This is a genomic window from Arthrobacter crystallopoietes (assembly GCF_002849715.1).
Classification (GTDB): Bacteria; Actinomycetota; Actinomycetes; order Actinomycetales; family Micrococcaceae; genus Crystallibacter; species Crystallibacter crystallopoietes.
In genome coordinates, this window is record NZ_CP018863.1 from 2,120,385 (window position 1) to 2,144,884 (window position 24,500).

General features: G+C 66.5%; 20 protein-coding genes and 2 tRNA genes. 5 read left to right on the forward strand and 17 right to left on the reverse strand.

Translation table 11 applies throughout. The annotated features are described in order from the left end of the window. Window positions 1–3: 3 nt before the first annotated feature. The 15 genes from AC20117_RS10050 to tadA form a co-directional block, all read right to left on the reverse strand. Window positions 4–1,956, reverse strand: a complete 1,953-nt coding sequence (locus tag AC20117_RS10050) for a DUF6541 family protein (protein WP_074699844.1) — start codon at window positions 1,954–1,956, stop codon at window positions 4–6. A gap of 27 nt (window positions 1,957–1,983) precedes the next feature. Beyond that, on the reverse strand, window positions 1,984–2,790 hold the full coding sequence (locus tag AC20117_RS10055; RefSeq protein ID WP_074699843.1) for an Fpg/Nei family DNA glycosylase: 807 nt from the start codon (window positions 2,788–2,790) through the stop codon (window positions 1,984–1,986). After that, entirely contained in the window at window positions 2,783–7,624 is a 4,842-nt protein-coding gene (locus AC20117_RS10060) for an ATP-dependent helicase (RefSeq protein ID WP_074699842.1), read from the reverse strand. Before AC20117_RS10060 ends, AC20117_RS10055 begins: the two co-directional genes overlap by 8 nt. A 47-nt stretch (window positions 7,625–7,671) precedes the next feature. Further along, window positions 7,672–8,364 carry a DUF4232 domain-containing protein gene (locus tag AC20117_RS10065; protein ID WP_074699841.1) on the reverse strand — a complete coding sequence of 231 codons (693 nt, stop codon included), beginning with the start codon at window positions 8,362–8,364 and terminating at the stop codon, window positions 7,672–7,674. A gap of 86 nt (window positions 8,365–8,450) precedes the next feature. Beyond that, entirely contained in the window at window positions 8,451–9,251 is an 801-nt protein-coding gene (locus tag AC20117_RS10070; RefSeq protein ID WP_236777498.1) for a YcnI family copper-binding membrane protein, read from the reverse strand. Window positions 9,252–9,355: 104 nt separating this feature from the next. Beyond that, window positions 9,356–9,985 carry a hypothetical protein gene (locus AC20117_RS10075; RefSeq protein WP_074699840.1) on the reverse strand — a complete coding sequence of 210 codons (630 nt, stop codon included), beginning with the start codon at window positions 9,983–9,985 and terminating at the stop codon, window positions 9,356–9,358. A 99-nt stretch (window positions 9,986–10,084) separates the two neighbouring features. Then, complete coding sequence (locus AC20117_RS10080; RefSeq protein WP_170837942.1) at window positions 10,085–10,552, reverse strand: 23S rRNA (pseudouridine(1915)-N(3))-methyltransferase RlmH; 468 nt, start codon at window positions 10,550–10,552, stop codon at window positions 10,085–10,087. A gap of 67 nt (window positions 10,553–10,619) precedes the next feature. Then, window positions 10,620–11,981, reverse strand: coding sequence for a flotillin family protein (locus tag AC20117_RS10085; RefSeq protein ID WP_074699839.1), 1,362 nt, complete (start codon window positions 11,979–11,981; stop codon window positions 10,620–10,622). A gap of 202 nt (window positions 11,982–12,183) precedes the next feature. Then, a complete protein-coding gene (locus AC20117_RS10090) occupies window positions 12,184–13,032 on the reverse strand; it encodes a thioesterase family protein (protein WP_083339627.1) in 849 nt (282 codons plus the stop codon). 40 nt (window positions 13,033–13,072) lie between these two features. Next, complete coding sequence (locus AC20117_RS10095) at window positions 13,073–14,140, reverse strand: tellurite resistance/C4-dicarboxylate transporter family protein (protein WP_236777499.1); 1,068 nt, start codon at window positions 14,138–14,140, stop codon at window positions 13,073–13,075. 163 nt (window positions 14,141–14,303) lie between these two features. Beyond that, window positions 14,304–15,128 carry a hypothetical protein gene (locus AC20117_RS10100; RefSeq protein ID WP_074699837.1) on the reverse strand — a complete coding sequence of 275 codons (825 nt, stop codon included), beginning with the start codon at window positions 15,126–15,128 and terminating at the stop codon, window positions 14,304–14,306. Next, a complete protein-coding gene (locus AC20117_RS10105; RefSeq protein WP_074699836.1) occupies window positions 15,125–16,408 on the reverse strand; it encodes an AAA family ATPase in 1,284 nt (427 codons plus the stop codon). Before AC20117_RS10105 ends, AC20117_RS10100 begins: the two co-directional genes overlap by 4 nt. Window positions 16,409–16,726: 318 nt before the next feature. After that, window positions 16,727–16,814: transfer RNA gene (locus AC20117_RS10110), tRNA-Ser, on the reverse strand. 122 nt (window positions 16,815–16,936) lie between these two features. Beyond that, a complete protein-coding gene (locus AC20117_RS10115; RefSeq protein ID WP_074699835.1) occupies window positions 16,937–17,422 on the reverse strand; it encodes a pyridoxamine 5'-phosphate oxidase family protein in 486 nt (161 codons plus the stop codon). Between the two features lie 54 nt (window positions 17,423–17,476). Further along, complete coding sequence (gene tadA / locus AC20117_RS10120) at window positions 17,477–17,944, reverse strand: tRNA adenosine(34) deaminase TadA (protein ID WP_101632577.1); 468 nt, start codon at window positions 17,942–17,944, stop codon at window positions 17,477–17,479. Window positions 17,945–18,066: 122 nt separating this feature from the next. Here tadA and upp point away from each other — a divergent pair, with 122 nt between their 5' ends. Together upp and AC20117_RS10130 are read left to right on the forward strand one after the other, a co-directional pair. Next, window positions 18,067–18,705 carry a uracil phosphoribosyltransferase gene (gene upp / locus AC20117_RS10125; RefSeq protein ID WP_074699834.1) on the forward strand — a complete coding sequence of 213 codons (639 nt, stop codon included), beginning with the start codon at window positions 18,067–18,069 and terminating at the stop codon, window positions 18,703–18,705. A gap of 514 nt (window positions 18,706–19,219) precedes the next feature. After that, complete coding sequence (locus AC20117_RS10130; RefSeq protein ID WP_074699833.1) at window positions 19,220–20,068, forward strand: winged helix-turn-helix domain-containing protein; 849 nt, start codon at window positions 19,220–19,222, stop codon at window positions 20,066–20,068. Between the two features lie 94 nt (window positions 20,069–20,162). On the opposite strand, the gene AC20117_RS10135 is transcribed toward AC20117_RS10130, so the two are convergent. Beyond that, window positions 20,163–21,614, reverse strand: coding sequence for a dihydrolipoyl dehydrogenase family protein (locus AC20117_RS10135; protein WP_074699832.1), 1,452 nt, complete (start codon window positions 21,612–21,614; stop codon window positions 20,163–20,165). Between the two features lie 68 nt (window positions 21,615–21,682). On the opposite strand from AC20117_RS10135, the gene AC20117_RS10140 reads away from it, so the two are divergent. The 3 genes from AC20117_RS10140 (at window position 21,683) to AC20117_RS10150 (ending at window position 24,183) form a co-directional block, all read left to right on the forward strand. Then, entirely contained in the window at window positions 21,683–22,204 is a 522-nt protein-coding gene (locus tag AC20117_RS10140; protein ID WP_074699831.1) for a SixA phosphatase family protein, read from the forward strand. Window positions 22,205–22,342: 138 nt separating this feature from the next. Then, on the forward strand, window positions 22,343–23,926 hold the full coding sequence (locus tag AC20117_RS10145) for an HNH endonuclease signature motif containing protein (RefSeq protein ID WP_074699830.1): 1,584 nt from the start codon (window positions 22,343–22,345) through the stop codon (window positions 23,924–23,926). Window positions 23,927–23,967: 41 nt separating this feature from the next. Then, a complete protein-coding gene (locus tag AC20117_RS10150) occupies window positions 23,968–24,183 on the forward strand; it encodes a hypothetical protein (RefSeq protein WP_074699829.1) in 216 nt (71 codons plus the stop codon). 114 nt (window positions 24,184–24,297) lie between these two features. On the opposite strand, the gene AC20117_RS10155 is transcribed toward AC20117_RS10150, so the two are convergent. After that, a tRNA-Arg gene (locus AC20117_RS10155) sits at window positions 24,298–24,374 on the reverse strand. Between the last annotated feature and the right edge of the window lie 126 nt (window positions 24,375–24,500).

Here is a 24,500-nt window from a genome sequence, read left to right on the forward strand (position 1 = left end):
CGCTCAGCCGCAGCCGGTAATCCGGTAGAGCGCAGCGTCGCCTTCGCTGTCCACGAGCTCGAAACCGTTCTCCTCGCCCAGGTCGCGCAGCCCCGGCAGGAAACTGGTTTCGCCAGGATGGACCGAACTCGTGCCGAAGTCCAGGACAAATCCCACGCCGCTTTCGCGCACGGCTTCGCAGACCGCGGGGTCCGAGTCCATCTCGTCCAGCTTCTGAAGAATGAGCTTTCCGTTGACGGCGGGGGAGGTAGTGCCGGAAGGCAGCAGCGTCTGGATCCCTGTGTATGAGTAGGACAAGGATGCGCCGGTCATCGGATTGCCAACGACGACGGCGTCCGCCGGCACATGCTCGGGCAGCCGTTTGATGAGCGCGAGTTCGTCTTCGGTCAGCAGGTACGAATCGTCCGTGAACCGGTACTTGAACGCCGCTTCCTGGATGCTGCGCTGGGCGGCGAACAGCGGTGCGACCGCCAGCGCCACGATGGTCAGCACCGCCGTGGCGGCCGGCCGGAACCATACCGGCTGCTTCTTGTCCTTGTGCGCCAGCCACGCCCGGAAGAAGGACCTCGCCGTCCCGGCCAGCGCCACGCCGCCCAGGGAGGCGATGAGGATTCCGGCCACCGGCAGCATGGCGCTGATCCGGAAAAAGTCGTTGTACCAGACCCCGGCCACCAGCCAGCGGATCAGCGGAGCTTCCTTCCAGTTCCCCACCACGAAAATCACAGCCGCGACCAGATAGATGCCCAGGACCCACCGGTGCTTGCGGACATTAAGTACGACGGCGGCCCCCACGATGGTGAGCACCGTCGTCAGGATTCCGATGGGCCGGTAGAGCGGGGCATGCACCACCACCTCCCAGAGCGCCAGGAGCGCGTTGCCCAGGTTGTCCCAGTTGTCGGAGCTGCTGCGTGCAGGCCGGAGCACTGCCCACAGGACACCGAGCACCACCAGGTAAGCCACGGTAGCGAGCCCGGCTTTCGTCTTGTCGCGGGAAGTACCCGAGCGGGAGACGCCGTACGCGGCAGCCAGTACCATCGGCGTCGCAAGCGCCAGCAGTCCCATCACGGTGGATGGGTGTGACAGCGCCATGCCCGGTATCAGCCCGACCAGCAGCAGGATGTTGCCCTCGGTGGAGATGGTGCCGGGCAGGCCGATCCGCAGCAACTGGATCACCACGCCCAGGGCGGCGGGCAGGATGGCGATGGAGAGCATGAACGGATAGACCACGCCGAATTCCAGCAGCAGGTACGGAAAGCTGCTGAAGGCGGTGGAGAGTACCGCGGCCACCAGCAGCGGCATCATGCGTTCGCCGGTAATGCGGCTGACCAGGAAGAGGCAGCCGGTACTCCAGATGCCGGTGATCAGGACAATGTTGGTGACGTTGATGGCCGCGGCCACGGGGAGGCCGGCGGTGGTCATGACCAGGGAAACCACGGCATGCCAGCCGGCCGGATAGAAGACTCCCTGGTCGGTGGTGCCCAGATAGCCCAGCGTCAGCGAGGACGCGTTGGAGGTATCCGCGATGTAGCGCAGGGCATTGAGATGGAAGATGTTGTCGTGCGATTGGGCGATGTTGTCCGGCGAGCCGATGATCCAGAACATATAACCGGCCAGCGGCAAGGCGGAGACTGCCCAGGTGATCGCGATCGTCCGCCACGGCGCCGGAGCCGAGGCCGCGGTGTGTTCGCGGTGCAGCCGGTTGCGCATCAGCCGCCGCAGCCACCAGAGGGCAGCCGCAACAACCACGGTGACCAGCAGCAGCGTTGGCCAGGCCCAGGGCAATCCGGTCAGCCCGCCGAGTTCCGCGGCGACCACCATGGCGGTGATGCTGAACGGACCGGCCACGGCGACCAGCGCCAGGCGGCGCAGTCCCAGGACGCTGCCCCAGAGCAGGCCGGGTCCGAAGACCAGCACCACGGCCGTCACGAAGGCCGGGATGGTCTCGACCCAGCTCATAGTCCCCCTTCTAGTGTTCCTTGGTAATCATATGGTCTCGGGCTGGCAGCGCGGGCAGAAATACAGGTCGCGCTCCGTTAGCTCCGTCTCGCCCAGCTTGGTATGGACCACGGGGGTGCGGCAGCGCAGGCAGGGCTGCCCGGCGCGGCCGTAGACCCAGACCGGACTCGCGTTCCGGCCCGCCGGCCCGCCGACGGTGTTGCGCCGGTTCCGGTCCTTGTTCGCTTCGAGCAGGGTCTTGGCCAGCTGCACGATCCGGGGCAGGTCCGGTACCTGTCCGACCTTCGCCAGCGGGTGCACTCCGGTAAGGAAACAGAGCTCGCAGCGGTAGACGTTGCCCACGCCGGCCAGGTTCCGCTGGTCCAGCAGCGCCAGGCCGATGCCGCGCTCCGGGTCCGAGCGCAGCCGCCGCAGCGCCTCCGCCGCGTCCCAGTCCGAGCCCAGCAGGTCTGGCCCCAGATGACCCACCGCCTGGGCTTCCTCCGCCGTCGGTATTACTTCGAGGATTCCCAGCAGGAACCCGACGGCGGTGGCGGGCTTCGTCTCCAGCACCACGCGGGCCTGGAACGCCGGCTTGTTCCACCGCTGGCCCGGGGCGTAGATCCGCCAGCTGCCGTCCATCAGCAGGTGGGAATGGATGCTCAGGTCTCCGGCGGGGCCGGAGGTGCGCATCAGCAGGTGCTTGCCGCGGGAGACAACCTCCTCCACGGTGTTGCCCGCGAGGTCCAGGGTGGCCAGCTTGGGCACACGGAAGTCCGAGCGCAGCAGCACTTGCCCGGCCAGCGCCGCATGCAGGCTGCGCGCGGTGCGCCAGACGTTGTCGCCCTCAGGCACGGAACCTCAGCCCCCGCGGCGTGGTGTAAAAGCCTGCGCCGGTCAGCGCCCGCGCCACGTCCGTGTCCAGCACCGGCGCTCCGTTGACCTTCTCCACCGCCATCTTGTCCGCGGCGCCGCGGCGGATGATGCCCACCAAAGCCTCGGCACAGAGCGTCAGCGCGTCCGGATCCGCGGTGAAGGTCAGCAGGGTCTTGCCGCCGCGCTCCACATACAACGCCAGCTCTCCGTCCACCAGCACCACCAGCGCACCGGCCTTGCGGCCCGGCCGGTGTCCGCCGTCCTGCACCGGCCAGGGCAGCGCAGCCCCGTAGGGATTGGCCGGGTCCGTGGCGGCGAGCGCCAGCGCGGCCGGGGCCTGCTCGGCCAGCTGCGCGTCGCGGTTGAAGGAACGCAGCCGGTCCACGGTGGCGGGTACGGCGAACTGCGCGGCGCCGAGGTGTTCAATGAAGTAGCCGCGCCGGCAGCGGCCGGTTTCCTCCAGCCGCGCCAGCACCTTGTAGAGCAGGCCGAAGCCGCCCGGGATCCCTTCGTTGGCCACCGAGCCGCGGGTCACCACGCCGTAGCGGTCCAGCATCAGTTCGGCGGTGGCATGGGCGTGTATGGTCGGATCCGCTTCCGGGGCCGGCAGCAGCGACCAGCGACCGGCCGCGAGCGGGAGGGCGGCGCGGCCCGAGTGTCCCGCGCCGGCGCCCGGCCGCAGCCCGGCGCCCGGCCCGAGGCCGGTCCCCGTGCCGAGCCCGTGCATCCGCCCGATCCGGCCGAGCCGTGCCGAACGGGCCCGCGGCGCGGACGGCCGCTGCTTATGCGTGGTGGTCCCGCCCGCGAGCAGGGCGCGCACCGGGGTGAACGTGTCATTGGTGATCCGCCCGGCCCAGACCAGTTCCCACAGGGCGGTCACCACGTCGGCGTCCGCCGTCTGCGTGCCGCCGGCCGCCAACGCATCCGCGAGTTGGCGGAAGAAGAATGCCGCGCCGCCGAACTGCCCGCCGGAGGCAAGCAGGTTCAGCAGTTCGTACTGCAGGACGCTGGGCTCGAAATCGGGCTGCGGGTTCAGCGTCAGCGGGGCGTTCTCGGCCAGCTGCAGCGTGATCCAGCCGTCGTTTCCGGCCAGCGATCCGGCGCCGGCCCACAGCACCTCGCCGGTGGCGGTCAGCTCGTCCAGCATCGACGGCGCGTAGTTGGCCACCCGGGTGCCCAGGATCAGCGGTTCCCAGGCCGACGCCGGCACGGGCACGCCGGAGAGCTGGTCGATCACGGTGGCCACGCCGTCGAGCCCCCGCAGGCCGGAGCCCACGTTCTGCCAGACCGGCAGGAACCGCGCGTAGGTGGCCGGGTCCACCGGCTCCACTTCCTGGCGGAGCGCGGCCAGCGAGCGGCGGCGGATCTTGCGCAGCACCTCGACGTCGCACCACTCCACCACACCGGTCACCGGCGGGACGGCGCTTTCCGGCGGACGGAACTCGCCCTCCGCCACGCGTCCGTCCTTGAGCAGCCGGCGCAGCGCGGTGTCCACCACGGCGACTCCCAGACCCAGCCGGGCCGCGCATTCCGGCGCGGTAAACGGCCCGTGCGTGCGGGCGTACCGGCCCACCAGGTCCCCGAGTGGATCCGCCACCGGCTCGATGAACGCCAGCGGCACTCCCATCGGCAGCGGCACACCGAGCGCGTCGCGCAGCCGCGCGGCGTCTTCGACGGCGGCCCAATGCCCGACGCCGGCAATGCCCACCTTGAGGGCGCGGTTGGCCTTGGCCAGTTCCGCCAGCAGTGGCTCGACGTAGGCCACGGCGGGACCGTCCACCGCAGCCTCGCTATCCGGCGTCGTGGTCTGCGCTTCTGCCGGCCCCGCGCCCTCGGGGAGCTCGACGCGCAAGGCGATTTCCGCCGTCGTCAGCGGGCCGAGCAGCCGCAGCAGGTCCGCGATGCCTTCGATGCCGCGGACCTTCCGGTCCTCGCTCAGGCGCTGGAGTTCACGCTCCGTGCGCGCGATGATGTCCGCGTCCAGCAGTTCGCGCAGTTCGGCCCGGCCCAGCAGGTCGTTGAGCAGCGACGGATCCAGCGAGAGGGCCGCCGCGCGCCGTTCGGCCAGCGGGGAGTCGCCTTCGTAGAGGAAGGACGCCACGTAGCCGTAGAGCAGCGAGCGGGCGAAGGGGGACGGCTGCGGCGTGGTGGTCTCGACCAGGCGCAGCTCCCGGCGTTCGATGGATGAGGCGATGTCTTTCAAAGCGGGCAGGTCGTAGACATCCTGCAGGCATTCTCGGACGGTTTCGAGCACGATGGGGAAGGTGGGGTACTTCCGGGCGACATCCAGCAGCTGGGCAGAACGCTGGCGCTGCTGCCACAGCGGGGTGCGTTTGGCCGGGTTCTGCCGGGGCAGCAGCAGGGCCCGGGCGGCGCACTCGCGGAACCGGGACGCGAACAGGGCGGAACCGCCCACCTCGGCCGTGACGATCTGGTCCAGCTCCTCCGGGTCGAACAGGAACAGTTCCGCGCCCGGCGGCTCGTCCTCCATCATCGGCACGCGCAGCACAATCCCGTCATCTGCGGCCATGGCGGAGCCGTCCAGTCCGTAGCGCTGGTGCAGCCGGGCGCCGACGGCGAGGGCCCAGGGCGCGTGCACGGGCATGCCGAACGGGCTGTGCAGCACCACCCGCCAGTCGCCGAGCTCGTCGTGGAAGCGCTCCACCACCAGCGCCCGGTCGCTCGGCACCACGTCCGTGGCCTGCCGCTGCTCGGCCAGATACGCCACCAGGTTGGCGGCGGCCCACTCGTCCAGGCCGTTTCCGCGCAGCCGCTCCAGCGCCGGCTCCTCGGCCGATGCGGCCAGCTCGCGCACAAAAGCACCCAGCGCGCGGCCCAGCTCCACCGGCCGGCCGAGCGAATCGCCCTTCCAGAACGGGAGCTTGCCCGGCTGGCCGAAGGCGGGGGAAACCAGCACGCGGTCATGCGTGATGTCCTCGATCCGCCAGCTCGTGGCGCCGAGGGCGAAGACGTCCCCCACGCGCGATTCGTAGACCATCTCCTCGTCCAGCTCGCCGACCCGCCGGCCGCCCTTGCCCGCGCCGTCCTCGGAGCCCACCAGGTAGACGCCGAAGAGCCCGCGGTCCGGAATGGTGCCGCCGGAGGTGACCGCCAGCCGCTGCGCACCCGGCCGCCCGGTGATGGTTCCGGCCACGCGGTCCCAGATAATCCGCGGGCGCAGCTCGGCAAACTCGTCCGAAGGGTAGCGCCCCGCGAGCAGGTCCAGGGTGGCCTCGAAGGCGGAGCGCGGCAGGGTGCCGAAAGGTGCGGAACGGCGTACGACGTCGAACCATTCCTCCACCTCCACAGGACCTAACGCTGTGGCCGCCACCGTTTGCTGGGCGAGGATGTCCAGCGGGTTCGCCGGAATGTAGAGCGGCTCGATCCGCCCGGCCAGCATGCGCTCAACGGTGACGGTGGTGTTGACCAGGTCCTGCCGGTGCTTGGGGAACAGGACGCCCTGGGATGTCTCGCCGACCTGGTGCCCGGCCCGGCCCACGCGCTGCAGCCCGCTGGCCACCGACTGCGGGGACTCCACCTGGACCACCAGATCCACGGCGCCCATGTCGATGCCCAGCTCCAGGCTGGAGGTGGCGACCACGCAGCGCAGCTGGCCGGACTTCAGGTCATCTTCGATCAGCGCCCGCTGATCCTTGCTGACCGAACCGTGGTGGGCACGCGCCAGCAACGGCTCCGCCCCGGACATCGAACCCGCCTGGGCCATGATCTGGGCGGGCATGTGCGGCGGCGAAGCGGCAGCGGCTGGATCGGCGTCGGTGACAGGTTCGGCGGCGGCATTATCCGGTGGCTGCTCCGTCGCCCAGACCTCGGCGGCGGCCTGGCGTTCGGCCCAGATTTCGTTGAACCGGGCCGTGAGCCGTTCGGCCAGCCGCCGGGAGTTGGCGAAGACAATGGTGGACCGGTTCGTGGCGATGAGGTCCACGATCTTCTCTTCGACATGCGGCCAGATGGATGCCGGCTGCGCGCCCGGCCCGAGTTCCTCCGCCGACGGTGCCGCCAGTGCTGTCATGTCCTCCACCGGGACGGAGACGGTCAAGTCCCATTTCTTCTGCGACGGCGGAGCCACGATTTCCACCGGCGCGCTGCCGCCCAGGAAGCGGGCCACCGTGTCCAGCGGTTCAACCGTGGCCGAAAGCCCGATCCGCTGGGCACGCTTCGGCAGCAGCGCGTCCAGCCGCTCCAGTGAGAGGGCCAGATGGGCGCCGCGCTTGGTCCCGGCGACGGCGTGGACCTCGTCCACGATGACCGTGTCCACCGCCGCCAACGTCTCGCGTGCCCTGGAGGTCAGCATCAGGAACAGGGATTCCGGCGTCGTAATCAGGATGTCCGGCGGGTGCGTGAGCAGTCTGCGCCGGTCCGACGCCGGAGTGTCCCCGGACCGTACGCCTACCGTGATGTCCGGGGCGGGCAGGCCCAGCCGCCTGGCGGTCTGGGTGATGCCGATCAGCGGCGCGCGCAGGTTCCGTTCCACGTCCACGCCCAGGGCTTTCAGCGGCGAGATGTAGAGGACCTTGGTGCCGCGGGAGGGTTTTTTGCCGCGCTTGCCTGCCGGGAGTTCTTCGATGGGCAGTTCCGGAGCCTGTTCGGCCGCGGTGATGAAGCTGTCCAGCGCCCAGAGGAAGGCCGCCAGCGTCTTGCCGGAGCCGGTCGGGGCGACCACCAGCGCATGGGAGCCGGCCGATATGGCGTTCCAGGCGCCCTCCTGCGCATCTGTGGGCGCGCTGAAGGCCCCGGCGAACCACGCGCTTGTGGCCGGGGAGAACCTGGACAGAACCGGCGAGCTGTTTTCGATAGTTCGAGACTATCGCCCGCCACCGACAGGATGCATCCGCCAGCGAGTTATGCGGCTACAAAAGTGCCGACCGTCATGAGCACCACGGCCTCGTTGGCGCAGCCGATGGTCTCCTGCGGTGCCGTCAGCCAGGCGGTGTCGTTCGGTGGGTAGACGCGCACTCCGGCCACGTCCGCCTGGTTGCATTCGGGACCGTAGTTGCCCGCGTTGGTCTGCTGCAGCTTGGCCACGGCGGATTCGCCCGGCGCCAGCGTTACCGTCACCGCTTCCGCTGCCGGATCCCGGTCCGCCGGCGCGCCGACCTGGTTACCGGCGGCGTCCACGTAGGACACCCCGGGGTAGCCGCGGACGGTGCAGTCCTCGGAGTCGACATTGGTGACCACCAGGCTGCGGTAGACGCTGCCGGCCGCGCCGGCACCTGGCTCGGTCTTGATGGCGGCCTCCAGTTGGTCCGCCTTGCACTCGCCCGTTTCGGCGGTGCCCTCGGCCGGCGCGTCCGTCTCTTCGGCAGCCGGGGCGGAGGTTTCCGCTTCCTCTGCAGGAGTGCTTTCGGTCGCGGCGGAGCCGGACCCGGAAGCGGAGCCGGAGGCCTGCGCCGAGGCCTCGGGGGCGGCGGGAGACGTGGCGGGAGCACTGCCGGCGGGCTCCTGGGATTCCGGCTGGCCGCACCCGGCCAGCAGTACAGCACAACCCATCAGAACTGCCGCTGCTGCACCGGGCAGCTTGTTACGTTTCACCATGACACCAGCGTACGGCCAGCCGGCCCGGAGTCAACGAAACCCGGCCACTCCGGACCGGGTTTCGCCGACTTGTTACATAGCGTTCTTTACTTCTTAACTCCGCGGGTCCGAACCAGCGCCGCGACACCCGCGAGCAGGCCCAGCAACCCGGCCCCAAGGCCGACCCAGCCGGCCGTCGCCGCACCGCCGTCGTTGGTTCCAGCCGCACCGGCCGCGGAGGTGTTCGAGGCCTGTTCGGTGTCGGCGGAGCCCGCGGCCGTGCCGTGGCCCTGGCCCGCCGCCTCGGCTGCGGTTACCGCGAACGACGGCGCGGGGGACTCCAGGTCATGGGGGTCCTGGCCCACTTCGGCAACCTGCGCCCAGTCCGTGGACCCCTCGGTGCAGGTCTGCAGCACGGGGAAGGCCAGCGTTTCGCCCTCGGCCGCGGGCAGCTGGACCTGGATCTGGAGGGCATCGCGGACGCCGTCGGCCAGCGGCTCCTTGGCCGTGTAGACGATCTCGCTCACGCGCTTGGTGATGGTGGTGCCGTTCTCGAGCTTCTTGGGCGTCTCCAGCGTCTCTTCGACCTTCTCGACGTCCCAGCCCGGATGCGCCGTGGGCGTGGCGTCGTCGATCTGCTCCGGCAGGCTGATCGCGATTTCGGTGGTGGGCGCAGCCTCACAGCCGTGCGCAAAGTCAAAGGTGAGCAGGGATGAGGAGCCGGCGGCCGTGCTGTCCGGGGTGACATGGACGTGGGCCGAGGCCGCGGCGGCACCGACGCCGAGGAGCCCGACGGTCGCGGCGGCTGCAAGCCCGGTGCGCAGGCTGCGCGCCATTCGGCGGTTGGGGCGGCGGTTAGTGCGGGCATCGCCGGTGGCGCGGACAGGGTTCGTGGTCTGCATGGTCATGGCTATTACCTTTCAGGGTGCGCCGAAGCGGCGCGATGAGCTGGAAGACCTGCGGGCGATGGCCGGGGCTGTTGCCTGGCACGGAACGCCGCAAGCCGGATGGCTTAGTGAAAGGAAAGCGCCGGTGGCCCGCGCAGCGGCTCCAGCTTCAGCTGGCACAGGGTCCGCGGACGCAGCAGCGCTCCGCCTGGCGGCATTGCGGGACGGGGAAGAATGGGAAGAACGACGGCGGAGGGCAGCTTCGCGAGCGGCCGCAGCCAGGCGGCAAGCGCCCAGACGGCCTCCTCGCCCCGGACCAGGAGCAGCCCGGTCAGCGCGGCGGCGAGCACGTGGGCGACGACCATGGCGGCGCCATGCTCGGCCGGTCCGTGCACAGCAGCACCAGCAGCGCCAGCGGCAGTGGCCACGCATTCCAGTGACCCGGCCCCCGCATAGGCGTGGTGGCCCGCTTCGGTGCACACCGCCGTCGTACTTAGAACGGTGAAGGCCTGGTGCAGGGCCAGTTGGCTGACCGCGAGGATGGCGGCCATCGTGGTGGGGCCGAGTTTGCGGCCGGCGAGCAAGGTCACCGGAAGCAGCGTCAGCACGCTCAGGCCAATAACGACGCCGGCGGCCGGCATGGTGCCACCGCCGGCAACGTGCGCGGCGGCCGCGAGACTCAGCACGGTGGCGCTGACGGCGGCGGCGCGGAGCAGGCGGACGGGAGCCAGCCTGGACGTAGCCGCGGAATGCATTGCCGCCTCCCTTCCTGGCGTTCTTCTACAGTCCGTAAAAGTCTAGCCGCCAGGGACCCGCGCGCCTCAAATCAGGCATCCGGCAAAGCCCCTGTTGCCTCATTCGTGATGGTAGGGGCGGCCGCTTGCAATTTCCTGAGCCCGGTAGAGCTGTTCGATCAGGATCAGCCGGACCAGCTGGTGCGGAAACACCAACTTGGACAGCGACCAGACGAAGTCCGCGCGCTGGTGGATGCTTTGGTCCACGCCGTAGGCGCCGCCGATGATCAACGTGATGTTGCGCGAGGTATCCAGCGGCGCCTGCAGTGTGCGGGCCAGCGTGGGCGAGTCGATGTTCTTGCCGCGTTCGTCCAGCAGGATGACAAAGTCGTTGGCGTACTTGCCGCCCAGCTTGCCCAGCAGCTGCTCGGATTCCTCCTTGCGGGCAGCGTCATGCTCGCGGGCGGAATGCGGAATGGGCAGCCAAGTGACATCGAAGGGCTTCTTCATCCGCTTCTCATAGCGGTCGATCCCCTCGGCCACCCAGGACTCGTGCTTGCGGCCGACGGTCAGAATGCGAAGTGCCATTGGACTATCTTGTCATCCGGCTGCGGCCCGGCGGGCCAGGAGCCCGCCGGGCCAATGAGAGTTGCCGCTAGCTGCCGGCGTGCTCGTTGTTGTCGGAGACCGCCAGCAGATCCGTGCTGGTTCCGGCGGCCCCCGCCTTGGATGACTTTTCGGCCGTCATGTTCCGGGCCACGTCGGTCAGATCCACGCCGGTCATGGTCTTGAGCATGGACAGTGTTTCCACCAGGTTGGTGGAGATATTCTGGCTGAGCTTGCTCTCGCCGTCATTGGAGATGACGTTCAGCTCCGAGATGTTGGCGTACGGCGCCGCCAGCTCGTGCGCGATCTGCGGGAGCGTGTCCAGCATCCGGTCCAGCACGGCGGCGTCGTTGAACTGCTTGTAGGCCTCGGCCTTGGCCAGCGTGGACGCGGCCTCTGCTTCACCCTGCGCCCGGATGGCGGCGGCCTTCGCGGCACCTTCAAGCTCCACGGCCTTGGCTTCGTTTTCACGCCGCGCCAGTTCGGCTTCGGAAGCCAGCATGGCCTGCGTCTTGGCGGCCTCGGCGATCTGCACCTGGCGGTAGCGCTCGGCATCGGCCGGCCGGCGCACTTCGGTGTCCAGCTGCTTGGCCTTCAGCTCCGCCTGGCGGACGGCGACCAGTTCTTCCTGTTCCAGGATCCGCTGGCGCTGCGCTGCTTCGGCCAGCGGGCCGGCGGCGTTGGCAGCGGCGAGCCGGGCGTCGGTTTCTTCCTTGATTTCGGCCTGCTTCAGGGCCAGCGTGCGCTGGGCGATGGCAACCTTCTCGTCGGCCAGTGCCTGTGCCTCCGAGGCCTCGCGCGTGGCCTGCGCCTCGGCGATGGCGGCGAGCTTGGCAACTTCGGCGGCCTGCGGGCGGCCCATGTTGTTGATGTAGTCGCCGTCATCGTCCACGGCCGAGATCTGGAACGTGTCGATAACCAGGCCCTGGTTGTTCATGGAGTGCTCGGCCTCTTCGGACACCGAGGCGGCGAAGGACGCGCGGTCCTGGATGACCTGCTCCACGGTCAGCGTTCCGACGACGGCGCGCAGCGAGCCGGCCAGGATCTCCTGCGTGTAGTGGTCGATCTGGTCCTGCTGGTTCAGGAAACGCTGGGCGGCCCGGCGGATGGAGACCTCGTCCCCGCCGACCTTGACCTGCGCGACGCCGGTAAGCGACAGCTGGATGCCGTTCTTCGAAATGCCGTCGATTTCCACCCGGATCTGGCGCGAGGCCAGCGACATGGTGTACGCCCGCTGGATGAACGGGTAGACAATGACGCGTCCGCCGGAGACCACCCGCTGGTCATCCTGGCCGCCCCGGCCGGTGATGATGAGTGCCTCGGACGGGCCGGCCACGCGGTAGGCGCGCATGAGACTGAAAATAATGATGAGTACGACGACGACGAGAACGGCTGGCAGGAGTAACTCCACGGCGGACTGCTTTCTTTGCGAGACTGGGCAGGACAGACAACCGCCGTTGTCTGGTGCGTCACTCCGGCGGCCCCACTTCGATCCTAGGCCATGCCCTGCTGGAAGCTTTCACCAGCTGTGGAGAACCGCTGCGGACCCCACAAGGGCGAGCGCCCCCCGCTAAGGTGAGCCCCGCCGTCGTCGTTCGTTGCGGGTTTGGCGCTTACGGCTCGGGGAACTTGCGCACGGTGAGGATCTGCGCGGCCTTGCCCACCAGGCCCCGCTCGTCGTACAGGTCCGTGGCGGTCATGCCGACCCCGGACGCGCCGAAGTGCACGCGGGTGTCCATGCCCGTCCATTCGCCCTCGGGCTGGCGGAACAGGTGCACCGTCAGGTCCAGGTTGGGGAACATGTACTCCCGCGGGCTTTGCCGTACCGCGATGCCGTTGGCCGTATCAACGTGGCCCATGAAGCGGGCAATAGGCTCGGACTCCTCGCCGTCCACAATCGCGTAGGGCGTGCGTATCCACGCGGCGCCGCTGCCCGGGCCGCGCCGCTCCGCCAGGCGGAATTCGGTGGACGCGATGAAGCCGCCGTCCCAGACTGACTCCATTTCATAGGGCGCGCATTCGGCGGGCGGCTTGAGCTGGCCGCCGTCGCCGCCGGCCACTTCGCTGGTGTCGCCGGTGAGCAGGCGCCAGACCAGGGCGCGGATGGCCGGGCGGCCGTTGCCGCTGAGCGTCGCCTCGATCAATTCGATGGTGCGGCCGGGGCGGACTACCTCGGTTGTCACTTCGATTTCGCCGCCCGGAATGATGCCGAGTATCTCGAACGTGACCTGGCTCAGCGCCATTTCCGGCCGCGGATGGTTCTGCTGGACCGCGTGGATCAGCAGCCCTGAAGCGCTGGCCATGTGCTGCTCGTGCGCGTTCCAGGCTCCCTGCGAGTGCAGCGTCGAATGGAAGCGGGTGTCGTCCAGCCGGATGTAGTAGGCGTCCGGGATCGTTTCGCCCGCGGCACCAATGTGTTCGGTGGCGATGGCGGTGGCGGTGGTGGTGAGGGAGTCGGCCATGGTCCAACTTTAGTGACCGCCGCCGAGGATGTGGAATCGCTCAGGCCGCGGCGGGAGCCGGCCCGGTGCCGCGGCGGAACAGCGTGGCGCGCAGGTGCAGGCACATAAACGTGAAGGTGGTGAGCCAGACGGCGCACGCCACCCAGATCCACACCGCGCCGATCCCCTCGACGATCGGCAGGCTGTCGGCCTGGCCGAGAGTCAGGCAGGCGACGGCGTACATCCCGACGGGGAACACGATGCTCCACCAGGTGGCGTCGTACCGCAGCGGCACGCGGTGCCGGAAATGCCGCCACCAGCCGGCGGCAATGAGGGCCGGAATCAGCCAGGTGGCGAAGGACCAGCAGACTACCGAGAGCCCGGCCACCAGACCGCGCGTGGCGTTGACCATCGGAGCGTCTTCCATCTCCACGATCCGCGCGCCAGCGACCACGGAGATTGCCATCGCGCCCATGGCCACCCAGTAGGGCGGCGTCAGGTCCTCGGGCTTGAGCCGGTAGAGCATCATGCGCAGCGCCACGAAGATGCCGCACGCCGCGTAGAGGAAGATGCCGATGGACCAGCAGAACAACGCCACCACGGCGAGCTCGCGGCGCAGCGACGGCAGCGCCGGCTCAATGGTCGCGGCGGCAACCGCGCAGGACTGGGCGGCAACGGCCCAGATGAACCACGTGCCGTTCGCCGTCGCCGTTACCGGGCGGGCGGTCCTGGCCAGCACAGCAGTCCAAGGCACCACGTAGCCGAGCAACAGCCAGGCGATGAAGCCGAGCCCGAGCAAGCCCGTGGTCCAGCCGATCTGGCCATCCATGGAGAGCCGGATGCCCAGCACATTGGTACCGGCGACAAAGGTGAAGAATCCGAAGCCCCGGCGTGGATCGTTGAAGTCCTCGGAGAAGTTGTGGCGATGGCGCACCAGGCGGAGCACGTGCAGCGCCAGCAGCAGTACGTAGCCGGAGGCGCAGACCGCCAGCAAGATTAACGACGGCGCTGTGAAGCCTTGGATCTGCAGCGCGATGGAGACGATGCCGCTGCCCATGACCAGCGCGAAGTAGCCCGGCGCCAGCGTCGCGACGGCCTGGTCCATCCTGCTGCTCAAACCCGTCTGCACCGCTCCAGCTTATCCGCGGGTCTCCGCCGGGCCTGTGCCGGGACAAAGCAATAGCCCCGCAACCGTGGGGGTTGCGGGGCTATCAGTGGCGGTGACGGTGGGATCTGAACTCAATGGGACACCCCGCAGCCTGGTGCCAGACACCCTCTAAATCACGTAGACATCATGCAGCCACCCAGTCTGCCAAACCCCTGAACATCGGCTCGTCCTTGTACTTGCCGACTGCCTGAATGGCGCTACGGAGTGCGCCCTCGACCGCGTCACGGCTACTCAGCCCAGCATGATTCTTCAGAGTGTTGCCGTAGACGGCCAGGAGTAGCTCAGCTATGTCGTGTCCGTATGCGTAAGCGCGCGGGTCGTCGTTGCTTGAAGGCCGAGTGTAGGACTCAACATGGGAGCGGATCGTCATGTCCACCGCAGCCACGACGTCAAAGGACATGAGAGAACGGTTTCTGTTCTTGAACCCAGCCTGATACTTGGGCTTCGGAAGGTGTTCGTTGCGCGACCGGACCGCAAAAAGCTCACCGAGGGCGAACGCAAGGCTGGGCAAAAGATCAGATGCCGGCGGGAGTTTTTCTGCGAAACTCAACAGATTGGCTCGGTCTAAGACCGACTCCTCCACTGCGTAGCTTTCAAGCGCCGGAAAATCAGTCCACGTCAATGTGGTGTACGTGTTCTCTTCGACATGATGACCGCAGTCTCGATCCGCTACGCAGCGCAGATCAATGGACTTCTCGTGAGCCCTGCGCGCGATAAAGACGAGGCGGGCGCGGTTGCCATCGTTGAGACCGATATCGATGAGCCATTGCGGGGCGACATCGACCCTCTCGACGCTCGTGACCACGACGCGCTCGCCACCGGCTATGTCCATCGCCCACGCCCGAAAGAAACGATCGTCGGACGCACCCTCGACCACGATGTGACGTTTGGACGTCAGGCTGACTTCGAGCAGAAGTTCGTCAACCCTTATCCGCGGGATGTCGTTCATTGAGGCTCGCTCGGTCGCACGATGTCCTCAAGCGACACCGCATTCATGACCTGTAGCGAATGAGAAGCAACCAAGAACTGTACCTGCCCAGGCGCACTGCATCGGAGCATCTCCGGTAGGAGGTCACGCTGCCACTCAATGCCGAGCGACAGCTCGGGCTCGTCGACGATTACCAGAGGTCTCTCCCCGGTGGCGAGCACGGCCTGTGACAGCAACAGCAGAAGATGGCGCTCGCCGCTCGACAGGCTCTCGGGGTGGAGATTGTTCCCGTCGCGCCCGACGAGTCTGATGCCACGCGACGCCGTGAACCTGAGCTCTTTGCGGTCAAGAAAGTGATTGACGCTCGTGACGTAGGTGTCGATCAGCTTCTGCGCAGGGGAGAGCGCTGTGATCTGATCTTGGAGGCTGTCGAGGTATGGCCTCAAGACAGTGTGAACTGCTCGCAGATTCTTGTCGTTTGCACGGGCCCCGGTGATCTGATCGGAGATGTCGTGAACCTGCCGCATTGAGAGGAGTCCATAACGCTCAAGTGGTGTACCGCGCTCAAGCAGACTCTCGATCTGCTCCTCCAGCGCGGCGCGGGCTTCACTCGCGAGAATCGGGTTCGATCCTTCCAACGTAGTCCGCGTGATCTGGGCGTAGATTCCAGTTTGCTCGCTTTCACTCGACAGGCCTGCGAGTGCCTCCTGGGTCAGCATGCGCTCGACTGTCTCCAACAGCCGCGAGACAGAACCCTGTCGTCGGCGTGAGGCCGCATAAGAATTGTTCTCGTTCCGGACGCTGTCTCGCACTTCATCTGAAGGGAGCGGGGCGAGCCGGTCGTCCCCAATAAATATTGCCCCGGGAGATAGTTGCGCGACCGCGTCGGAATAACTAGAGAAGTCCGCACGTGTATCCCATATCCGTCGATACATCCGTCCACTTAGCTCGGTCGGATCAACGCTTATGGAAAACGCTTCTTCATTCGTTCCAACCGACGCAGATGCAGTGAACTGCCCAACTACGTCCTCGTCGCGGTCGATCGAAATCAAGCCTCCGTTTGCGAACGCGATCGTGAGACGTGCAAAGGGAATCTCGATTAGCGATTGGAGCGAATCAGGTGTAGGTGTAAGAGCGGCACTAACTGCTCGCAAAAAGTTCGTCTTACCGCGGCCATTCGGCGCGTATATCAACCGCATCCTGTCGGGATCTACCCTTGTTGGATACTCAACGACATACGAAAACTCGCCTAAAACGCCATGCGCCTCAATCGATCTGATTTCGCGTTGAGTGACTTTCATGGGATACGCCCTTACAACTTAGAGAATGCCTGTCGGCCGGTTTTCGACTCCAAACGAGATAGCCATATCTGTCGGCATCTGAGGACCACGAGTTGCTGCTTACGGTACCTCCTCGACCCTTAGGGGTCCCTTTGCTGTGTTCTGCGAACGATGTTTGGGCTCATAACTTCGTGTTCGTGAACGCCATCGCCGCAGACCGATCGGAGGCGTTGCGGAGCATGGTGCTCCGCAAGAATGCTTGGCTGCTGCGCGGCTAACTCCCAGCAAAGCAGAAGACCCTGCTTCCCTTTGTTCATAAAGGAAGCAGGGTCTCGCACGTGGCGGTGACGGTGGGATTTGAACCCACGTTGGCTTGCACCAAACAACATTTCGAGTGTTGCACCTTCGGCCGCTCGGACACGTCACCAGACGCGTCAACTTTACCGGTAGTTGGGCTGTGGCCCAAAACGGCGCCTCAGCAGTCCATCAGCGGTGCATCCGTGGCGTGTTCATGACCCGGGGCAGGCGCTAAATGTCGCGCAAGCGAGGCTACATCTCGACGACGTCGTTCTTGCCGACGTCGGGCTGTTCACCGGTGACCATTCCCTTAGCGAGCTTGAACAGGGTGGCAACCTTGGGTGAGTCGGCCGTCCAGTATTCGGCGGTATCCGCCGCAACACGGATCAGGGCGACTGTGGGGTCATCCTTCCCGTTCTCGAACCAGGGCTCGACGGCGGCGCTCCACAAGTCATCGATCTTCGGCCTGTTGTGCACAATGTCCGCGGTACCGGAGATGGAGAGGTAGCCGCCGCCGGCATGGACCGAGACGTTGACCTGCTGGTTGGCGCGGATTTCGTCGGCCTTGGGGGAGGGGTCCTGGGTGAAGAACCAGAGCAGGCCGTCGAACTCTACTGACTGGAGGGCCAGCGGCCGGCTGACCAACTGGTTTTCGGCGTTCACCGTGGTCAGCACCGCGATGTCGGCGTCCTTGAGGATCTTGGCTACTTCCTGGTGTCCGTTTTCTTGGTTAGTCATCGCTATCCTTTCGGGTTCCGGAAATACCAAGCCTACTTGCTATCGGTGCAATGGCTAGTCGCGGTGGGACTCGAAGAACTCCCGCAGCAGCTTCCCGCATTCATCGGCGCGGACCTCGGGATGGACCTCCACCCAGTGGTTGAGCCGGCGCTCGCGGAGGATGTCGAACACGCTGCCGGCTGCCCCGGCCTTTTCGTCCCACGCACCGAACACCACCTTGGGAACCCGGGCAAGAACCACCGCGCCGGCACACATGGCGCACGGCTCCAGCGTGACCACCAGGGTGCAACCCTCCAGCCGCCAGGAGTCCAGCTTCCGCGCCGCCTCGCGGATCGCCACCATTTCCGCGTGCGCGGTGGGATCGTGGTGGGCTTCGCGTTCATTCCGTCCCGATCCGATGACCGTGCCGTCCGGACCAATAACGACGGCGCCGATCGGTACGTCCGCGGTGGCGAGGGCAAGGCGCGCCTGCTCCAGGGCGAGGTCCATCCACTCTCGGTGCAGCGGATCGGCAGGCATCATGTGCTCAATTGTTGCCGCGGGCACTGCTCCGGACAACTTCGGACGGCCGCGGATAACTCCGGATAACACCGGATAACCTGGGGTTGTTTGTGCTGCTATCCGCGTGACTGTAACTTTGACGCATGCGCGTACTCGAAGTGGACCACCCTCTTGTTGCCCACAAACTCACAGTTCTCCGCGACAAGACCACTCCGTCGCCCGTATTCCGTCAGCTGACCGAAGAGCTGGTGACGCTGCTGGCCTACGAGGCCACGCGCGATGTGCGTACGCAACCGGTGGAAATCGAGACGCCGGTGACCAGGACCGTGGGGACGGCCTTCACCAAGCCCACCCCGCTGGTCGTGCCCATTCTCCGGGCGGGGCTCGGCATGCTCGAAGGCATGACCAAACTGGTTCCCACCGCAGAGGTCGGCTTTCTGGGGATGGCGCGCAACGAGGAGACGCTTGAGGCCATCACTTATGCCGAACGACTACCGGCCGATCTGACCGGCCGCCAGGTTTTCGTGCTGGATCCGATGCTGGCCACCGGCGGCACTCTGCGCGAAGCAATCAAATTCCTGTTCGCGCGCGGCGCCGCCGACGTGACCTGCATCTGCCTGCTCGGTGCCCCCGAGGGTCTCAAGATGCTCGAGGCCGAACTTGGCGACGCCGAAAATGTGACCATCGTGCTGGCATCGGTGGACGACCGGCTCGACGAACATGCCTACATCGTCCCGGGGCTCGGCGACGCCGGAGACCGGCTGTACGGCATCGCCGGCTGATCGAACCTGAGCAGCGCCTCCAGCCGTTTGTGCTACACCCGTCGAGAACGGGCGCAGCGGTCCATATAGTGGGACACTTGCATCTTTGTGGGCGACTATGATCGTTCAAACTGCGTATACATACCGTTAACGTGCATGAATATGCTCTGTGTCCTCGCCATTACCGCGGTAAGCTGCCTTATATTTATTCAGCGCACTGAATGTGAGTTGGAACACAAAAGCGCCAGAAATCTCACGATGCGAGACGAATCGGCTTTTGTTACTTGCACGTACCGTTTATTACGGACAAAATCAGAGACGTGAACAACATTTCAACAGCATCTGCAGCCGCAGCAATCCTGACTGGATCCCATTCCGGATGGACCTTGTGCTGTTGTCGAATGCAGGCCTAACTCACCACCCAAGAGTTATTCAGGCAATTCATCTGTCCGATGGCGGGCAAACAGCATCCCGTGCGGGCATACCCATGCATTCGCGCCGCGATGACGGCCATTCACATATGAGGTTTTAGAACATGTCAGTTTCATCCGGATACGTCCACATCTCCGTCCGCAACGCCCAGAACCGGGCCGCCGCAGCGCAGCGCCAGGGCTTTAACCGCCCGCAGTACGGCGCGCCCCAGGCCAATCCCGCTCAGCAGTACCGTGTGCTCCGCGCTGTTCCCGGGCAGTTCGACGGCGATGCCGCCAACCCGACCACCGCTCCCACCCCGGTGATCACTCCCAATGGGGAGCCAGGCCCGCAGGCAGTGTCAGCTGACAATGTCGCTCGCGGGTTTGTTTTGTATGTAGGCCTGGACGAGTCCGCCGCCGCGGCAGCCGGTACGTCGCTGACACAGCTTGCTTCCCAGATCCGCTCCTACGTCCAGACCTTGGTTCCCGGAGCACAGAGCCATGCCGCTGTCGCACTGGCTCCTGCCGACGCACAGGGCGAGAATATCGACGTCGTCCGCCAGGCCCTTGGCGATCCGACCGTCAGCCGCCGTCCGCGGACCGAGGTCCAGCAGCGCACTGTGCACACGGCGCAGCAGTCGAGCCGTCCCAGCGGCGTGCTGATCGACCTGTCCCGCCGCGAGGTCCACCTGGATGGAGAAACCCTGAACCTGACGTTCAAGGAGTTCGAGCTGCTCAACTACCTGGTGGAAAATGCCACCCGGACCGTGGGCCGCGACGAATTGCTCTCCGGTCTGTGGAAGAACGCCGAAGAGGTGCCGAACGAGCGCACCATCGACGTGCACATCCGCCGCCTGCGTTCCAAGCTCGGGCGCCTGGCCAACACCGTGCGCACCGTCCGTGGCCAGGGCTACCGCTTCTATGAGCACCCCGAGGTTGTTGTCTGGGCCGCCCCGGAGTACTCCATCTAAGTCTTGCTTTTGGCCCGAGGGCGTCTCCGCAAGGAGGCGCCCTCGCCGTTTCAACTAGCCAAGCGACTGGTGCCCGCCAAGCGCGTGCCCTGGTTTAAAGTCCGTATTCCTCGAGCAGCCGGAGCCAGACTTCGCTGATGGTGGGGTAAGCCGGAACGGCATGCCAGAGGCGGTCCAACGGAACCTGGCCGACGACGGCGATCGTCGCCGCGTGCAGCAGTTCGCTGACATCGGGGCCGGCAAAGGTGGCGCCGAGAATGACCTGGCGGTCCTCGTCCACCACCAGTTGCGCCCAGCCGTCATAGCCGTCCGCGTGCAGCGCCGAACCGGCGACGGCGATCGGCAGTTCTACGCCCTTGGCATTGGCACCGCCCTCCCGCGCCCGCTCAAGGGTCAGCCCGACCATCGCCACTTCCGGATCGGTGAACACCACGGACGGTACCGCAGCCTCATCCGCAGTGGCGGCGAAGCGGCTCCATGGTTCCGGCGTCCCGCCGTCCAAGTCGCCCGCTGCCCTTGCGGCGATGGCCTCACCGGCGGCGCGGGCCTCGTACTTTCCCTGGTGGGTCAGCAACGCTTTTCCCACGGCGTCTCCGACAGCATAGAGCCAGCCGCCCTCCACACCGGCCACCTGGCCACTGGAATTGGTCTCCAGATCCTCGGGAACGATGCCGACGTCTTCGAATCCCAGATCGGTCAGGGCTGGATGGCGCCCGGTGGAAACCAGCAGCTTGGTGCCGCTGACAATCGAAGGCGCGGCCCCGCCGTCGTTATTTGTCGGTGTCAACGTCAAATGGATGCCCGAGTCATCCTGCGCGGCCTTCTGCGTGGTGGTGTGCAGCCGGACATCGATGCCGTCTTCGCGCAGGCCGGCTTCCACCAGACGTCGTGCCGGTTCCGGGTAACTGGCCAGCAGGTCACCGCGGACAACCAGCGTGACGGCTGCTCCCAGCCGGGCGTAGGCCTGCGCCAGCTCCGCCCCGGACACCCCGCCGCCGAGCACCAGCAGGCTGCGCGGGATTTCCTGCGAAGCGGTGGCCTCCCGCGTGCCCCAGAAGTCGACGCTGTCCAAACCTTGAATCGGCGGGATCGTGGGCACGGAGCCGGTGGCCACTACGACGGCGTGGCCCGCCTCGATGGAGGTGGTCGTGCCATCCTCCGTTGCCAGTTCGACCATGCGCTCACCTGTCAGCCGGGCAGCGCCGCGGAGCAGTTCGATGCCCGCACCGTGCACCCATTCCACCTGCGACTTGTCGTCCCAGTGCGAGGTAAAACCGTCCCGGCGCTGGAGCACCGCATCCACGTCCAGCGACCCGGTTACTGCCTGCCTGGCGCCGTCTATGCTGCGCGCGGCATTCACCGCCGTGCCGGGACGTAAGAGTGCCTTCGAAGGCATACATGCCCAGTATGAACATTCGCCGCCCACCAGGGCCTTCTCGATCAGGACCGTCTTCAAGCCGCCGCGCGCCGTGCGTTCGGCCACGTTCTCGCCTACGGCACCGGCGCCAATGACTACTACGTCCACCTGCATCGTCCGATCCGCCATGCTCCGAGCCTTCCAGTTGCCCGGTCCCGGCACAAGGGGTCTGCCGGCGGCGCCGCTAGACTCGGAGGATGAGCGAGCACCACGTCAAGAAGCTGCTGATCCTGCGCCACGCGAAGGCCGCTTGGCCGCTGGGTGTGGACGATCACGAGCGGCCCCTGGCCCAGCGCGGGCACAACGAGGCGCCGCTGATCGGCCGGTGGATGGTGGAGCAGGGCCATATTCCCGACTTCATTCTGTGCTCGTCCGCGCTCCGCACCCGGCAGACCTGCACCTGGATCTGCAACGAGCTCGGCGACAAGGCACCCACCCCGATGCTCTCCGACGGAATCTACGAAGCGTCCGCCACTCAGGTGCTCAGCGAGATCAACCAGCTCCCCGACACCATCACGAGCCTGCTGGTGATCAGCCACATGCCCGCGGTGCAGAACCTGGCCATGCGGCTGGCGTCGGTCGAGTCGGACGAGGAATCGGTGATGGATATGGCCACGCACTACCCGACGTCCGGCTTGACGGTGTTCGAGCATGAGAAAAGCTGGGCCGAGCTCGACGGTCGGGACGCCAAGCTGACGCGTTTCGTCGTGCGCCGCTGAGCAGCTGCCAAGCAACAGGTCGCCCTGGTCGCCTATGTCGGCCAAGGCAAGCACCGTGTCGGAAAGTTATCCGGCCTTTTCTCGCCTGCGATGTGTGCGCGGTCACAAACTGTCAGAGGGGGTTCGTAGGGTGGGTGTGTGGAAGATTTCCAGTTTGATTTCATCCCGGCGCCGGAGCCGGACCGGGAGCGCGGCCTGCGGGCGCTCGGTTTGGCGGGGAGCTCGCTGCTGGAAATCATGCTGCACAAACTCCTGCTGGACGCCTGGGCCGAGGAAAACCTGTCCCTCGGCGGCCGGCACGGCGACCGGCTCGGCGAGCCGTTCGACGAGCCGTTCGACGAAGCGGCCGAGGAAGCTGCCCAGGCGTTGGCGACGGCTGCGGTCCTGCCGGAGGTACCGGGCCTGCCGGAGGGCTGGGAGAACCTGGCGCCGGCGGCGCTGGCCGGGGTGCTGGAACGGATTGATCCGGAGGCCCTGGATGATGCCGGGACCATTGATTACCTGCAGGCCTCCGCGAAAGCCGTAGCGTGGCTGCAGTCCGGGCGGGTGAAGGCCTTGAACCGGTTCACCGAGCTGCGCCCGGCCGAAGGCGCCGAGACCGGCAACGCGCACGGGTTCTCCTCCTGCGCGGCGACGGAGATCGCCGCGGCCCTGGCCCAGCCCCGCGGGGCCGCGCAGAAGGACCTGACCGACGCCGCGCAGCTGTGCGAGCATTTGCCGGGCGCGGTGGAGGCGATGGCCGCCGGGAACCTGGACCTGCCGCGGGCTACCGCGATCGCCCGCGGCTCCGCCGACCTGCCCGCGAACCTGCTGCCCGCGTTCGAGGCGAGTGTGCTGCCCAAAGCCGGCAAGGTCACCGTCGAGAGTGTGCGGGCCCGGGCCCGCAAGGCGCGTGAACGTTTGCACCCGGAATCTCTCGCTGTCCGTCACGAACGCGCCAACGAGAGCCGGAATGTCGGTCTGGTGCCGCAGGATGACGGGATGGCCGAAGTCTGGCTCCGCTGCAGCGCGGACAAGGCGCTCATGGTGTTCAACCTGGTCCAGGCTCTCGCGAAGAAGCTGCAGGGCCCCGACGAGGCCCGGATCCTGCCCCAGCTGCGCGCCGATGCCATCACCGACCTGATCCTCAACAACCCCGGCGCCTGCACCGGCAGCTGTACGGGCACGGGGACGGGCACCGGTGCCGGGGCGGGCGTGACCGCCAGTGTCGCGGTCACGCTGTCGTTGGAGACCGCGGCGAGGTTGAGCGAGGAGCCCGGTGAACTCGCCGGGTACGGGCCGGTCCCGCCGGAAATGGCCCGCAACCTTGCCGGACTCGCGGAATCGTGGCTGCCGGTGCTCACCGATGAGTACGCCAACGCGATCGCCGCCGCGAAAGACCTGCGGCACCCGCCCGAATGGCTCAAGCGACTCGTCCGATTACGCGACGGGCACTGCAGCGGCCCCGGCTGCCGCGTGGAAGCCAGCTTCTGCGACATTGACCACACCATCGCGTGGGAGGACGGCGGCGAAACCGTGCTCGAAAATCTCAAGGCCGCCTGTAAACCCGATCATGCTGCGAAACACAAAGGCGGCTGGAAAGTCACCCAGTATCCTGACGGCAGCACCGTCTGGAAATCGCGTACCGGCCACGAATGGACCAGCACGCCGGAAAACAGTTGGTCCATCCGCCCGCCAACTGAACCACCGCCGCCGGACCTCTACACCCCACCACCGTTCTAGAAATGATTGACGCACCTCTGGCGTCAACGTAACCTGACGCCATGGTTTCAAAATCAGATCTGAGCCAAGCAGAAGGCGGCGATCCGCTGCAAGAACTCGGTGCTATCCGCAAGGCTCGACTGCAATTGGAGCGGCAGGAGCACTATTGGGTGCTGGAGGCTCGGAACGCCAATGTTAGTTGGGCCGCCATTGCCGCAGTCCTGGGCGTGAGCAAGCAGGCGGCTCATCAGAAGTTTCGCAAGCCACCGGCAGGGTGATGTAGGAGAGTCGGCTGATGCAAGAAACCAGCTTGATAACGTATGAGTGCAGTTCAACTGTTCCAGAAACAAAAATGAGGCCCGGTCAAAATGTTGACCGAGCCTCATCTCGTATGGTGCGCCCAGAGGGATTCGAACCCCCGGCCTTCTGTTCCGTAGACAGACGCTCTATCCAGCTGAGCTATGGGCGCTTTGGCCTCGCGGCCGGATATAACTCTAGCGTGTTTCCCTCCGGTCACCAAATCGGCGCCGGGGTGAGGATCGCCACTCCGCAAAACCCCCGGAATCATGCGGATGACTCCCTATTGCGGCGATCG

What these genes read in the sequence shown, in the direction of transcription:
- AC20117_RS10100 (WP_074699837.1), bottom strand. Translation starts at nt 15,128, where the DNA reads ATGAACGACATCCCGCGGATAAGGGTTGACGAACTTCTGCTCGAAGTC.
- AC20117_RS10080 (WP_170837942.1), bottom strand. Translation starts at nt 10,552, where the DNA reads ATGGCACTTCGCATTCTGACCGTCGGCCGCAAGCACGAGTCCTGGGTG.
- AC20117_RS10065 (WP_074699841.1), bottom strand. Translation starts at nt 8,364, where the DNA reads ATGGTGAAACGTAACAAGCTGCCCGGTGCAGCAGCGGCAGTTCTGATG.
- AC20117_RS10140 (WP_074699831.1), top strand. Translation starts at nt 21,683, where the DNA reads ATGAGCGAGCACCACGTCAAGAAGCTGCTGATCCTGCGCCACGCGAAG.
- AC20117_RS10135 (WP_074699832.1), bottom strand. Translation starts at nt 21,614, where the DNA reads ATGGCGGATCGGACGATGCAGGTGGACGTAGTAGTCATTGGCGCCGGT.
- AC20117_RS10070 (WP_236777498.1), bottom strand. Translation starts at nt 9,251, where the DNA reads ATGACCATGCAGACCACGAACCCTGTCCGCGCCACCGGCGATGCCCGC.
- AC20117_RS10115 (WP_074699835.1), bottom strand. Translation starts at nt 17,422, where the DNA reads ATGACTAACCAAGAAAACGGACACCAGGAAGTAGCCAAGATCCTCAAG.
- tadA (WP_101632577.1), bottom strand. Translation starts at nt 17,944, where the DNA reads ATGATGCCTGCCGATCCGCTGCACCGAGAGTGGATGGACCTCGCCCTG.
- AC20117_RS10150 (WP_074699829.1), top strand. Translation starts at nt 23,968, where the DNA reads ATGGTTTCAAAATCAGATCTGAGCCAAGCAGAAGGCGGCGATCCGCTG.
- upp (WP_074699834.1), top strand. Translation starts at nt 18,067, where the DNA reads ATGCGCGTACTCGAAGTGGACCACCCTCTTGTTGCCCACAAACTCACA.
- AC20117_RS10105 (WP_074699836.1), bottom strand. Translation starts at nt 16,408, where the DNA reads ATGAAAGTCACTCAACGCGAAATCAGATCGATTGAGGCGCATGGCGTT.
- AC20117_RS10075 (WP_074699840.1), bottom strand. Translation starts at nt 9,985, where the DNA reads ATGCATTCCGCGGCTACGTCCAGGCTGGCTCCCGTCCGCCTGCTCCGC.
- AC20117_RS10050 (WP_074699844.1), bottom strand. Translation starts at nt 1,956, where the DNA reads ATGAGCTGGGTCGAGACCATCCCGGCCTTCGTGACGGCCGTGGTGCTG.
- AC20117_RS10090 (WP_083339627.1), bottom strand. Translation starts at nt 13,032, where the DNA reads ATGGCCGACTCCCTCACCACCACCGCCACCGCCATCGCCACCGAACAC.
- AC20117_RS10130 (WP_074699833.1), top strand. Translation starts at nt 19,220, where the DNA reads ATGTCAGTTTCATCCGGATACGTCCACATCTCCGTCCGCAACGCCCAG.